Source organism: Flavonifractor sp. An10 (genome assembly GCF_002161215.1).
Classification (GTDB): Bacteria; Bacillota; Clostridia; order Oscillospirales; family Oscillospiraceae; genus Flavonifractor; species Flavonifractor avistercoris.
Genome location: NZ_NFMB01000002.1, coordinates 1 through 12,698 on the forward strand (window position 1 = coordinate 1; position 12,698 = coordinate 12,698).

General features: G+C 67.4%; 12 protein-coding genes, 2 tRNA genes, 1 rRNA gene and 1 pseudogene. All 16 read left to right on the top strand.

The genetic code is table 11. The features are described from left to right. Positions 1–142: 142 nt before the first annotated feature. A tRNA-Glu gene (locus B5E42_RS02715) sits at positions 143–217 on the top strand. Positions 218–225: 8 nt separating this feature from the next. Further along, positions 226–301 (top strand) — tRNA-Lys (locus B5E42_RS02720). A 138-nt stretch (positions 302–439) separates the two neighbouring features. Continuing rightward, a 5S ribosomal RNA gene (rrf, locus tag B5E42_RS02725) occupies positions 440–555 on the top strand. A 62-nt stretch (positions 556–617) separates the two neighbouring features. Continuing rightward, on the top strand, positions 618–1,319 hold the full coding sequence (gene sfsA / locus B5E42_RS02730; protein ID WP_087236648.1) for a DNA/RNA nuclease SfsA: 702 nt from the start codon (positions 618–620) through the stop codon (positions 1,317–1,319). A 230-nt stretch (positions 1,320–1,549) separates the two neighbouring features. Further along, positions 1,550–3,294: pseudogene (locus B5E42_RS02735) on the top strand (ammonium transporter). 119 nt (positions 3,295–3,413) lie between these two features. Next, positions 3,414–4,109: a GNAT family N-acetyltransferase gene (locus tag B5E42_RS02740; protein WP_162613896.1), complete on the top strand. Its 696-nt coding sequence runs from the start codon at positions 3,414–3,416 to the stop codon at positions 4,107–4,109. A gap of 104 nt (positions 4,110–4,213) precedes the next feature. Next, positions 4,214–4,534: a helix-turn-helix transcriptional regulator gene (locus B5E42_RS02745; protein ID WP_087236650.1), complete on the top strand. Its 321-nt coding sequence runs from the start codon at positions 4,214–4,216 to the stop codon at positions 4,532–4,534. After that, the gene (locus tag B5E42_RS19455) at positions 4,531–5,835 is read left to right on the top strand and encodes a DUF2812 domain-containing protein (protein WP_242966998.1); all 1,305 of its coding nucleotides are present in this window, start codon (positions 4,531–4,533) and stop codon (positions 5,833–5,835) included. The genes B5E42_RS02745 and B5E42_RS19455 overlap by 4 nt, the downstream gene beginning before the upstream one ends. Beyond that, positions 5,832–7,118: a DUF2812 domain-containing protein gene (locus tag B5E42_RS19460; protein WP_087236651.1), complete on the top strand. Its 1,287-nt coding sequence runs from the start codon at positions 5,832–5,834 to the stop codon at positions 7,116–7,118. Before B5E42_RS19455 ends, B5E42_RS19460 begins: the two co-directional genes overlap by 4 nt. Then, positions 7,115–8,221, top strand: coding sequence for a DUF2812 domain-containing protein (locus tag B5E42_RS02760; RefSeq protein WP_087236652.1), 1,107 nt, complete (start codon positions 7,115–7,117; stop codon positions 8,219–8,221). The genes B5E42_RS19460 and B5E42_RS02760 overlap by 4 nt, the downstream gene beginning before the upstream one ends. A 40-nt stretch (positions 8,222–8,261) precedes the next feature. Then, positions 8,262–9,383, top strand: coding sequence for a DUF2812 domain-containing protein (locus B5E42_RS02765; protein ID WP_087236653.1), 1,122 nt, complete (start codon positions 8,262–8,264; stop codon positions 9,381–9,383). Positions 9,384–9,424: 41 nt separating this feature from the next. Beyond that, positions 9,425–10,057, top strand: a complete 633-nt coding sequence (locus tag B5E42_RS02770) for a DUF2812 domain-containing protein (RefSeq protein WP_087236654.1) — start codon at positions 9,425–9,427, stop codon at positions 10,055–10,057. A 76-nt stretch (positions 10,058–10,133) separates the two neighbouring features. After that, complete coding sequence (locus B5E42_RS02775; protein WP_141242429.1) at positions 10,134–10,481, top strand: hypothetical protein; 348 nt, start codon at positions 10,134–10,136, stop codon at positions 10,479–10,481. A 47-nt stretch (positions 10,482–10,528) separates the two neighbouring features. After that, positions 10,529–11,125: an NAD(P)H-dependent oxidoreductase gene (locus B5E42_RS02780; RefSeq protein ID WP_087236656.1), complete on the top strand. Its 597-nt coding sequence runs from the start codon at positions 10,529–10,531 to the stop codon at positions 11,123–11,125. Next, positions 11,126–12,121, top strand: coding sequence for an asparaginase (locus tag B5E42_RS02785; protein WP_087236657.1), 996 nt, complete (start codon positions 11,126–11,128; stop codon positions 12,119–12,121). A gap of 13 nt (positions 12,122–12,134) precedes the next feature. Then, positions 12,135–12,665: a GNAT family N-acetyltransferase gene (locus tag B5E42_RS02790; protein WP_087236658.1), complete on the top strand. Its 531-nt coding sequence runs from the start codon at positions 12,135–12,137 to the stop codon at positions 12,663–12,665. Positions 12,666–12,698: the final 33 nt, after the last annotated feature.

The following is a 12,698-nucleotide window of genomic DNA, read 5'->3' on the forward strand; positions in this document are numbered from 1 at the left end:
GCACGGTAACGTGTGAAGCTGACCGATACTAATCCGCCGAGGGCTTGACCTTAACATGGATGCATGCAGGCGCTTGCAAAGGTACAGCAGAGTTTACATTGTTCGGTTTTGAGGGTGCTGGCACCCTGCGACGCGCATATGTGGCCCGTTGGTCAAGCGGTTAAGACGGCGGCCTCTCACGCCGCAAACGTGGGTTCGATTCCCGCACGGGTCACCATTTCCCATGCGCCTTTAGCTCAGTTGGTAGAGCAACTGACTCTTAATCAGTGGGTCCCGGGTTCGAGTCCCTGAAGGCGCACCATTCCTTGTGGGATGCGCTGCGCATCCCACAAGGAAACCCCTGACAAGTGAATGACGACTTATCGTTGAAAAGAACGGTAAGGAGAAGAAAGTTTCATGAAAGTTTCTTTTGCTTACTTTTCTTTTCAAAGAAAAGTAAGTTGGTGTTGATTGCGGTGAGGGTCCACCCGTTCCCATCCCGAACACGGAAGTTAAGCTCACCTGCGCCGAAGATACTTGCCTGGAGACGGGCCGGGAAAATAGGTAACGCCAACACAAAAAACGGACTTCTTCGGAAGTCCGTTTTTTGCTTATACGCAACAGAAAGGAGCGGCGGTATGCGCTATTCCAATATCCGGGCGGGCCGCTTTCTGGCCCGGCCCAACCGGTTCGTGGCCCATGTGGAACTGGACGGCGAGACGGTGGTGTGCCACGTGAAGAATACCGGCCGATGCCGGGAGCTGCTGGTGCCCGGCGCCACCGTCTATCTCCAGGAGAGCGGCAACCCCGCCCGGAAGACCCGGTTTGACCTGATCGCGGTGGACAAGGGCGGCCTGCTGATCAATATGGACGCCCAGGCCCCCAACCAGGTGTTCCGGAAGTGGGCGGAGGCGGGCCAGTTCGTGCCGGGGCTCACCCTGCTGCGGCCAGAGACCACCTGGGGCAAGTCCCGCTTCGATTTTTACTGGGAGTTGTCCACACAACGGCGGGGGTTTGTGGAAGTAAAGGGGGTTACCCTGGAGGAAAACGGCCACGCCCGCTTCCCCGACGCCCCCACGGAGCGGGGGGTGAAGCACCTGGAGGAGCTGATTGCCTGCCAGGCAGAAGGCTATGAGGCGGCGGTGTGCTTTGTGATCCAGATGTCCGGCATGAGGGACTTTTCTCCCAACGATGCCACCCACCCGGCCTTCGGGGACGCCCTGCGGCGGGCGGCGGCGTCCGGCGTCCGGGTGCTGGCCATGGAGTGTCTGGTGGAGCCGGGCGGCCTATGGATCCACAGGTCGGTGCCGGTCAATCTGAACATGCAGGATATCATATAAAATCCTGCAAAAATGGGAGAAAAACCGGGCCTGATTTGGCACAGGTCATGAAAAACGGCCCGAGCGGTTGACAACACCTGCAAAATAGGCTATTCTGTGTCCAAGAGGCAAGGGCGCTGCGGATATATCCGCGGCGCCCTTCTCTCGTTCGCAAGGGGGCGAACCCGAGGGGGGACGCCCCCTCGTTATTTGACGGCCGCCCCGCGGCGGCTGCGAGGGAGGAAAGTATAGTGGATATCACCGTGATTATCGACACCTTTTGGGTTCTGCTGGCCGCCATCCTGGTATTTTTCATGAACCTGGGATTCGCCTCGGTGGAGGCGGGCCTGGCCAGAGCGAAAACACCGTCAACATCCTGTCCAAAAACTTCATCGTCTTTGCCGTCTCGTCCCTGGGCTTCATGCTGCTGGGCTGGGGGCTCATGTTCGGCGGCGACAACCCCTTCGTGGGGACGCAGCACCTGTTCATCCTGGGCAGCTCCGACCTGTCCTTCTACGACGACACCCTGACCTCCAACGTGCCCTTCTGGGGCAAGTTCTTCTTCCAGCTGGTGTTCTGCGGCACCGCCGCCACCATCGTCTCCGGCGCGGTGGCCGAGCGCATCAAATACCTCTCCTTCATTGTCTTTTCCTTTGTGCTCACCCTGGTGATCTACCCCATCGCGGGCCACTGGATCTGGGGCGGCGGCTGGCTGGCCGACCTGGGCTTCCTGGACTTCGCCGGCGACTCGGCGGTGCACTCCGTGGGCGGCTGGGCCGCCCTGGCGGGCGCCATGATTCTGGGCCCGCGCATCGGCAAGTATGACAAGGACGGCAAGCCCCGGGCCATCCCCGGCCACAACATGTCCCTGGCGGTGATCGGCCTGTTTGTGCTGTGGCTGGGCTGGTTCGGCTTCAACCCGGGCTCCACCATGAGCTTCCAGAACCCCTCCGACGTCATGCACATCCTGGTGACCACCAACACCTCCGCCATTGCGGCGGTGCTCACCTCCACCGCCACCTCCTGGGTGTTCCTGGGCAAGCCGGATCTGGGCATGACCATCAACGGCTGCCTGGCGGGCCTGGTGGCCATCACCGGCGGCTGTGCCTACGTCAGCATTGTCAGCTCCCTGATCATCGGCGCCCTCTCCGGCGTGATCGTGGTGTTCGCCGTGGTATTCTTTGACCGCATCCATATTGACGACCCGGTGGGGGCCACCTCCGTCCACCTGTGCTGCGGCGTGTTCGGCACCCTCTGCGTGGGCCTCTTCGCCCAGGAGGGGGTCACCACCCTGTCCGGCCGCAGCGGGCTGCTGTTCGGCGGCGGCGCGGGCCTGCTGGGTGTGGAGCTGCTGGGCATTGCAGCTGTCGGCGCCTTCACCTTCGCCTCCTCTGCCTTGGTGTGGCTGATCCTGAAGAAGACCATGGGCATCCGGGTGTCCCGGGAGGAGGAGCTCCAGGGTCTGGACATCGGCGAGCACGGCAATGCGGCCTATCCCGACTTTGCGCCGGCCGCCCCCACGGCGGAGCTGGATGGGGAGCCCGGGATGCCCGCCCCGGCTCCGGCCGCGGCCCCTGCCCCGGCGGAGGCCGTCAGTGCCGACGCGGCGGTGCCCGTGGAACACCGGGTGTGCACCGGCCCCAAGCTGACGAAGGTCACCATTGTGGCAAGCCAGGCCAGATTCAGCCAGCTCCAGGAGGCGCTGGAGAGGCTGGGCATCACCGGCCTGACGGTGACCAATGTGTTCGGCTACGGCGCCCAGAAGGGCCACAGAACCTACTACCGCGGCGCGCCGGTGGAGGCCCGCCTGCTGCCCAAGCTGAAGGTGGACATCGTGGTGTCCAAGGTGCCGGTGGCCGAGGTGGTGGCGGCCGCCCGCAGAAGCCTGTATACCGGCAGCATCGGCGACGGCAAGATCTTCATCTACGACGTGGAAAACGTGGTGAAGGTGCGCACCGGCGAGGAGGGGTACGACGCCCTCCAGGATACGGACTGATCCGCAGTATTGGCGGCCCCCGGCAGGTGTCCGGGGGCCGCTTTTGCGTCCGCCGCCGGACTTGCCATAACCTGGCCCGTATGGTAGAATGGGAAAAACTGCGCAGAGGGGGAGGGGCCGTGGAGCCGGTGTATGAGCTGGTGACCCGGGAGATCGCCGCAAAAGGGAAGGGATATCTGCTGCTGCGACGCTGTCCGCCCCAGGAGCTGGGGGAGACCCTGGCCCGCGGGCGGGCGGAGCTGCTGGCGGCCGGTGCCGCGGAGCTCTACGCCGCCTCCGCCGACCCCGCCTGCCCCCTGGACGAGGGGCGCTGGGAGGGCTTCCGGCTGTCCCATGTGCGGGACATGCTGTGGATGGAACGGCCCCTGGATCAGCTCCCGCCGGCGGAGGGCCTGACTTTGGAGCCCCTGACCCGGGCCCGGGGCGGGGCCTGGCTGACCCTCCACAACGCCTGCTTTTTCGACATGCCCAACTCGGCCACCTACGGCCTGCGGGAGCTGGAGGAGGCCCTGGGCGAGGAATGGCGCTGCGGCTTTGCCGCGGCGGACGGCGTGCCGGTGGGGGTGTACGAGCTGGCGCTGGCCGGGGAGATGCCGGAGATTGCGGGCATTGCCATCCACCCGGATTTCCAGGGAAAAGGACTGGGCCGGGCGCTGCTCCGCGCCGTCCTGGCGGAGCTGGCGGGGCTGGGCTGTGGGCGCTGCCGCCTGCTGGTGGCCACGGACAATGGGCGGGCCTTCTCCCTCTACCGCAGGGAGGGGTTCAGGGCGGCGGCAGTGAAAAGCCGCTGGTTTCAGATGATAGGAACTGCTTAAGAGGGGGAGCCGGAGACGGCTCCCTTTTTTTGCTCTTGACTTATATCGAATATTGATATAGTATGGTTATGACGATAATCGATATAGTATGGGAGGTGACTGCCGTGGCCCGAAAGAAGCTGGAGACCCTGACGGAGCAGATGTTCTACGTGCTCCTCTCCCTGCGGAGGGAGCGGCACGGCTACGGGATCATGCAGGCCATCACCGAGATGACAGGCGGCCGGGTCAGCGTGGGGGCAGGCACCCTGTATGCCCTGCTGGAGCGGTTTGAAAAGGACGGGCTGATCCGCTTTACCCGGACGGAGGAAAACCGGAAGTACTACCAGATGACGGAGGCGGGGGAACAGGCCCTGGAGGCGGAATACCAGCGTATCCGGCAGCAGGCGGCGGACTGGGAGCGGATTATGAAGGAGGAAAAGTCATGAAGCGTCGATTTTCCCTGTTTACTTACCCGGTAATGGACATGAAGGCGGCGGAGGCGGAGCTGAACCGCCGGGCGGCCAAGGGGTGGCGGCTGGAGAAGATCTGGATGGGCCTCCTGGCGGTGTTTGTACCCGCCCACGTGCCGGTGCGCTACTGCCTGGACTGGTGCGACAACGTCAAGGATACGGAGCGGATGGACTACAAGGAGCTGCTCGCCCAGGCCGGGTGGGAGCACCGGATGGAGCTGCCCTACTGGAACCTGTACGAGGCCCCGGCGGGCACGGCCCCCATTCAGACCGACGGGGAGCTGGAGTACCAGCGGTTCCGGGACAAGGTGATGCGGCGGATGGTCAAGGGGATCCCGCTGACTCTGCTGGTGGTGGGCATCCAGCTGCTCAACATCATCGCCCAGTCCGGTGAGTTCGGGGCCATGTCCGCCCTGATGTGGGCCTCCACCCTCCATATGATGCTGGCGCTCCTGCTCCTCCTGCCCCTGTGGGGGCTGGGGGGCCTGGCCTGGCTGGGGCGGATGGCCCTGCGGCTGCACCAGTGGCGGCAGGCAGCCCGGGAGGACGGCCCCACCCCCGTGCCCGGCCGGTGGAGCGGCCTGGCGGCGGCCCTGCTCACCCTGGCCGGGTGGCTGTCGGTGGTTCTGGTCTGCGCCGCCGCGGTGTGGGATATGACCACCAATTGTGTGCCCACCCTGCCGTTTGCCGGGGTGTTCCTGCTGTGCGCGGGCATCCTGTTTGCGCGCTCCCTGTGGGAGCAGCACCAGACCAAGTTTGTGCGGCGCATGGCATCGCTGTGCCTGGCCACGGCCCTGTGCGGCGGGGCGGGCGGAATGGTCTTTTTCCGGCAGGCGGAGGCCACCCTGCTGGAGCCGCCCCTGTCCGATCTCCACCTCCTGCCCGGGGTGACGGAGGTGTGGACGATGTGGGAGGAGCGCAGCCACGCCGCCACCTCCCTGCTCTCCTGCACCGACTGGGACGAGCTGGAGCCCGACGGGGAAACGGGATTCGGAATTCATGAGACGGTTTTGGGGGTTCGGATGGATGCCCCGGTGCGGGGCACCGCCTGGCGGGCCCGGTGGCCCTGGATGGCGGAGTGGGCGGCATCCCTCCAGCGGGGCGGCATGGAGCCGGTGGAGGGATACCCCGGCGTGTGGCGCCGGGAGACCAGGAAGGGGGAGCTGTGGCTTCTCCGCCGGGACACCCTGGTGCTGCGGGTGAAAAACGATCTGGAGCCGCTGGACGAGGACTGGCTGGCGGATATGCTGGCCCAAATGGAGGAGGAAGGACGATGAAGCGTCGATTTTCCCTGTTTACATACCCGGTGATGGACATGAAGGCGGCGGAGGCGGAGCTGAACCGCCGGGCGGCGGCGGGCTGGCGGCTGGAGAGGCTCTGGCTGGGTACGCTGGCCTCCTTTGTGCCGGCGGAGGAGCCGGTGTGCTACTGCATGGACTGGCTGGATCCGCTGAAAACCGACCAGCCTGGCTATGCCTCCCTGCTGGCGGAGGCCGGGTGGACGCGGCGGGCCCTGGTGGGTTATCAGGTGATCTACGAGGCCCCGGCGGGCACCACCCCCATCCAGACCGACAGCGCTCTGGAGTACCAGCGGTTCCGGAAGAAGGTGCTGCGGCGGATGCTGCTCGGCGGGGGTATCCTGACGGCCCTCCTGCTGCTGATTTTTGCGCTGGTGCTGGCGGTATACGGCGGACGCATCTCCTGGGCGGATGTGGTGGGGAGCATGGCGGCCTCCAGCCTGTCCGCCGTGCTCCAGCTCATGCTGCCGCTGCTCCTGGTGATCGGCGTGCTGTGGCTGGGGCGCATGGCTCTTCGGCTGCGCCAGTGGACGCGGTGCGCCCGGGAGGGGGAGCCCTTCCCGGTGCCGGGCCGGGTGAGTGCCGGCGCGGCAAAGCTGGGCACCCTGCTGGTCTGGCTGTGCCTCGCCCTCCTGCTGGCGGCCCTGTGCCTGGACATCCTGGACGGCAAGGTGAACCTGGGCTGGGCCGTGGGCCTGGCCGTCGGCGGCTTTCTCTGCCTGCGGATTTATCCCGGCATGGACGCGGAGCTCCGGCGGCGGCAGCAGTGGGCAGCCGGGGGAGCGGTGGTGCTGGCCGCCATGGTGCTGCTCGTCCCCCGGCTGACCCCCGACGGGCTCACCGCACCCCTCTACCCGGATCGGCCCCTGGCGGAGGCCCGGCTGCTGGAGGGGGAGGACAACTGGTGCGTCCGTCACCCGGACGAGGCCTCCCTGCTGGTGTCCTGCAGCCGGTGGGAGGAGGGCGCGGAGGACGGCTCCGCCTGGCTGGAGGGCCGGTGCTGGAACATCCGCAGCGATTTCCTGGCCGACCGGGTGGCGACGGAGTATCTGGAGGAGCTGGGGCCGGAGAACCAGGCCCCTCTGCCCGGCTATGACCAGGTGTGGACGGCACCGGAGGCGCTGCGCTACGCCAACGGAAATACGGCGGATCTCTGGCTGCTCCGGCAGGGGAATGTGATTGTGCGGCTGGAGACCACCCCGGGGCTCCTGGAGGAACAGGATCTGGACAACATTCTGACTCAACTGGAGGGCGGCGCATGAAAACGCTGTGGAAAGGCTTTCCCTACGGCTCCGCCGACCGGGAGGCGGCGGAGGCATGGCTCAACGAACTGGGCAGACAGGGCTGGCGGCTGGAGAAGGTGCGCCTGGGCGTTCTGGCGGTGTTTGTGCAGTCCGGGGAGCCGTGCACCTACTGCGTGTGTACGCAGCCCGGCTCCTTCTACGGCCGGGGCCGGGCGGAGTACGAGCAGCTGTGCTGGGACGGGGGCTGGCAGTGGACGGCCAACGTACGGAGCATGGACATCTTTGTCTCCCGGCCGGGGCACACCCCCGTGCCCCTCATCACCGACCCGGAGGTGGAGCGGCGGGAGGAGGCCCGGCGGAAGCGGCGGGGGCGGGTGTTCCTGGCCGTACTGCTGGCCCCGCTGCTGGCGGCCATCGCGTGGAGCTTCCGGCCCGGCGGGCGGCCCTGGCACGCCATTCTGGAGTCCAACCGCCTGCTGGCGTGCCTGCTGGCCCTGGCCCTGTGCGGCCTGATCCCGGCCGGGGCGGCGGTGTGGAGGAAGCTGCGGCCACCCAGGCCCCGGAGCGGCCGGGCGGTGCGGCGGCGGGCCGCCCTGTGGCTGGCGGTACTGCCCCTGTGGTATGTCCTCTGCTTTGGACTCGCTTTCACCGAGGGGCTGGCGGAAATCGTGGCGTGGGTGGACGCCCCGCCGGCGGCCCGGGCGCTGGGGGTGGATGCCCCCGGGGACATGGCGTACCGGCAGGTGCGCGCCTCCGTTCTGGTGGAGGGGGAGCACTACAGCCAGCCCCTGGTGGGGGCGGATCACACGGAGTATGGCTCCGTGAAGCTGGACCGCTACCGCTGCCGGGGGGAGGGGACGGCCCGCCTGCTGGCGGAGCTGGTGCGGCTGGACGAGACCCGGGGCTCCCCCGGCCATCTGGACGGCACCCACGGCCCCCTCACCGGCGCGGAGGTGCCCGTAGAGGGCGCCTGGGCGTGGCACGGCCGGGGGGAGGGCCGCACCTGCCTGATCCTCCGCTGCGGCGAGGGGGTGGCGGTGGCGGAGACTGACCAGCGCGTGCCGCCGCCGGATCACCAGACCTGGGCGGCCCTCCGGGCCCTGCTGGAGGAATGGCCGTAGGGCGCGCCGGTTGAGATGCAGATGTAAGGAGGCTTCGGCCATGAGAGAGAAAACCAAATGCACCCGCTGGTTCCGCTACACCATCGAGGACGCCAAGGCGGCCCAGGCGGAGCTGGATCAGCGGGCGGAGCAGGGCTGGGAGCTGGAGGAGGTGGGCCTGTTCACCGCCACCTTCCGCCGCGCGGAGCACCCCCGCCCCTGCTGGGTGGAGCCCGCCCGGTGGAAGAGCGTGCGGCGGAAGGACGAGGATGCCCGGGCGGACTACCTGGCCCTGTGTGACGAGGCCGGGTGGGAGCTGATCAGCGAGGACGGCGGCCTGTTCTACTTCCGGGCCAGGGAGGGGACAGACCCGGCTCCCATCCAGACCGACGCGGGTGTGGAGTGGGAGGACGTGTGGAAGAAGGCCCTGGCTGACCAGGCGTGGAACCTATTGTATATCGCCGTTTCTTGGGCAATTTGTGCGATCGGGCGGTATCTCAGAGATCAGCCCCGGCTGTGGGAGCTGTTTCTGTCTAACCTGGCTATGGCGGCCCAACTCCTCCTGCTCCTGTGGCTGGGGATCGACCTGTTCCTGGGCCTGCGGGTGGTCTTCTACCGGAAGCGGTGCCGCCGGGCGGCGGAGGGGGAGCCCTTCCCCGTGCCCCGGCGGTGGGCCGCCCGGTTCCGGGGGGCCTATCCCCTGGTCTGCGGGGCACTGATCGCCGCCACCGCCCTGTGCGTCCTGCTGGCCGTGGGGGAGGGGGAGACCAACCACATTGACCATGCGGCCTACACCCAGGAGCAGCACTCGGTGCTGGGGGACTATTTTGAGTACCGCCGGTTCAGCCAGGCGGAGGGCGATCTGTGGGTGGAGCGGGCGGACTGCCGGGCCGGCTGGCTGGCGGACTGGATCTGCGGGGACTTCCGGGCCTCCGAGGGGAATGCGGATCGGGTTCACCGGGAGGTTCACCCACACGACGGCGCGGTCATCCCCCGGGAGGCGGAGCTGGGCTTTGACGAGGCCTGGATCTATTCCATCGGGGAATACAGCGGCCTAATTCTACGGGATGGAGACCAGGTGGCGCGCATCGAGGCCGAGGAGACCGACTTGACCAGCGCCGAGACCCTGGGGGCCATCCGCGCCTGGCTGGCGGAGTCCCCGGACTGGCAGCCGGAGGCATAGCGGGCGGAGTCCATCCGCCCGCCGGAGAGAAAGGTGGTAGCATGAAACGGACTTTATGGAAGCTGTTCCCCTTTACCGCCATCGACAGCAAGGCGGCGGAGGCGTGGCTCAACCGGCTGGGGGAACAGGGCTGGCGGCTGGGCTCCGCCGGGCTGTACACAGCCCGGTTCTGGCAGACCGGGGAGCCGGTATCCTACGCCGTCACTCCGGAGCAGGGGCGGAGAGAGGACTTTCTTGTCCTTTGCCGGGACGCGGAGTGGGAACTGGCGGCCCGCAGCCGGAAGATGGAGCTGTACGCCTCCCGGGCGGGGGCGCGCCCGATCCCCCTGGAGACCGACCAGGCGCTGGAGTGCCGCAGCTTCCTCCGCCGGGGAATCCGCTGGCTGGCCCTGGAGGCGGCTTTGACGCTGATGTTCCTGCTCAATCTGCGGCAGCTCCTGGACATGGGCGGGCCCACGGACTGGCCGGCGCTGGCTCTGTGGCTGGGGGAGCTGGCCCTGTGGGGCGGGTGCCTGGCTGGGGATGGGATTTACTGGCTCCGGGTTCGCCGGGCCGGTGAGCTGCTCCCCCGCTCCATGGCGGGGGTCTGGTTGCGGTGGTGGGCCGTATGGGCGCTGGTGCTCCTGGGTGCGGGGCTGCTGGCTGTCATGTGGCTCCGGCCCGCATACCTGTGAGGGAGGGGGATAGGATGGACGGGATCCGGATGGAGCAGTTCCCCTTCCGGGTATTGGACTACAAGGCTGGGGAGGCGTGGCTCAACGAGCTGGGGGCGGCTGGCTGGCCCTGACAGTGCTGCCACAGCTCCTGAGGGTGCTCCTCTTCCCCAGACAGGAGCTGCACCGGGTTCTGACCCTGCCGGGCTACGGCCTGCTGCTGTCGGCCTATGTGCTGGCCCTCCTCACGCCTGCCGCCGCGGAGGGACGGGATGTGGTGTGGCTGCTGCGCTGCCGCCGGGCGGGGCGGCTTCTGGCCCGCAGCCCGGCGGCGGTACGCCGGTGGAGGCGGGCGGCACTGGCCGCCCTGGGAGCGGCGCTGCTGCTGGCGGCTGTGGGGATGGTGGAGCTTGTGCCCGCTCTTGCATCCCGCATCGGCTTGTGATAGGATAGGGGCAGTGTGGAAAACTTCTGTTCAGGAGTGTGAACGATATGGAAAACCTGCTGTTTATCAACGCCTGTGTGCGGGGGGAGCGCTCCCGCACCCTCAGGCTGGCCCGCCGTTTTCTGGACGCCTATCAGGCCAGGCACCCGGACACGGTGATCACCGAGCGTAATCTCTGCGCCGAGCGATTACAGCCCCAGTACCCCGAGGTGCTGGAGGAGCGGGACGCCCTGTGGAACGCGGGCAGGCTGGATCAGCCCATGTTCGACCCGGCCCGGCAGTTCGCCGCGGCGGACAGGATTGTCATCGCCGCCCCCTTCTGGGATCTCTGCTTCCCCGCCATTCTGAAGATCTATCTGGAGCGCATCTCCGTCACCGACATCACCTTCGGCTACGACGAACAGGGGGCCATGGTGGGGCTGTGCAGGGCCTCCAAGCTGCTGCTCATCACCACCCGGGGGGGCAACTACGCCGGCACCGAGCTGGAGATGGGCACCCCCCTGCTGAAGGCCCTGTGCGTCATGTACGGCATCCCGCAGTTTGCCTGCCTGGACGCCGAGGGCCTGGACGACGTACGCAACGACAAGGCCGCCATTCTGGCCGACGCGGAGCGCCGGGCGGACGCGCTGGCGGAGGAATTTTAAGTGCGGGCCCGGATTCTGCTCCTCACCACCGGGGGCACCATCGCCTCCCTGCCCACGGCGGAGGGCCTGGCCCCCGGCCTGGACGGGGAGGAGCTGGCCCGGATGCTGCCCCAGGGCATCCTGGAGCACTACGACGTCACCGTCCGGGACATCCTCCACCTGGACTCCTCCAACATCCAGCCGGAGGAGTGGCAGACCATCGCCCGCCACGTGTTTGATAACCGGACGGAATATGACGGCATCGTGATTACCCACGGTACCGACACCATGGCCTACACCGCCTCCGTCCTCTCCTTCATGCTGCGGGGCATCGCCATCCCGGTGGTGCTCACCGGGGCCCAGCTGCCCATGGCCCACCCCTTAAGCGACGGCATGGAGAACCTGCGTACCGCCCTGGCCATGGCGGCCTCCGGCGCGGCGGGGGTGTTCCTGGCCTTCGACCGGAAGGTGATGCTGGGCTGCCGGGCGGTAAAGATCCGCACCACCGACTTCGACGCCTTTGAGAGCGTCAACTGGCCCCTGGCCGCCAGCGTGGACGGAAAGGGCCTCCAGCTCCACCCGGAGGCCATCCCCCGGCAGACCGGGGAGTGCGCCCTGCGGGACAGGCTGTGCGACAAGGTGTTCCTCATCAAGCTCACCCCCGGCCTGGATCCGGAGATCTTCGACATGCTGCTCCAGATGCACTACCGGGGCATCGTTATCGAGGCCTTCGGCGCCGGCGGGCTCCACTTCGTCCGGCGGGATCTGATCGCCAAGCTCCAGGCCGCCGCCCGGGCGGGCATCACCGTGGTGGTGTGCTCCCAGTGCCTCTACGAGCCCAGCGACTTCTCCGTCTACGAGGTGGGCCAGAAGGCCCTGGAGCAGGGGGTGATCCAGGGCCGGGACATGACCACCGAGGCGGCGGTGACCAAGCTCATGTGGGCCCTGGGCCAGACCGACGACACCGAGATCGTCCGGGACTACATGGAGCGCTCCCTGGCCGGGGAGATGGCGTAAGGAGGCGCGAAGGGTGGACAGGCTTGACATCCGCCCGGCGACGGAGGGGGACTACCCCGCCGTCCGGGACTTTTACTACGCCCTCACCGACGAGATGGCGGACGCGCCCTACCGCCCCGGCTGGGAGAAGGACGTGTACCCCACCCAGGACTTCCTCAAGGACTCCATCCGGCGGGGGGAGCTGTACCTGGGGTATCTGGACGGTGCGCCGGCGGCCTGCATGGTGGTCAACCACGCTTACAACGAGGGCTACCGCTCCGTGGCCTGGGGGGTGGAGGCGGCGGACGACGAGTTGCTGGTGATCCACGCCCTGGGGGTGCGCCGGGCCTGCTCCGGCCGGGGGCTGGCCAGGGAGATGGCCCGCCGCGTCCTCCGGATGGCCCGGGCCCGGGGACTGAAAACCGTCCGCCTGGACGTGCTGGGGGGCAACCTCCCCGCCGAGCGGGCCTATACCGCCGTGGGCTTCCGCCATGTGGACACCCTGCGCATGTTCTACGAGGATACGGGCTGGACGGACTATAAGGCCTTTGAATATCTCCTCTGAAACCGAGCTGCAGCAAAAAAACGTCCCCGGAAT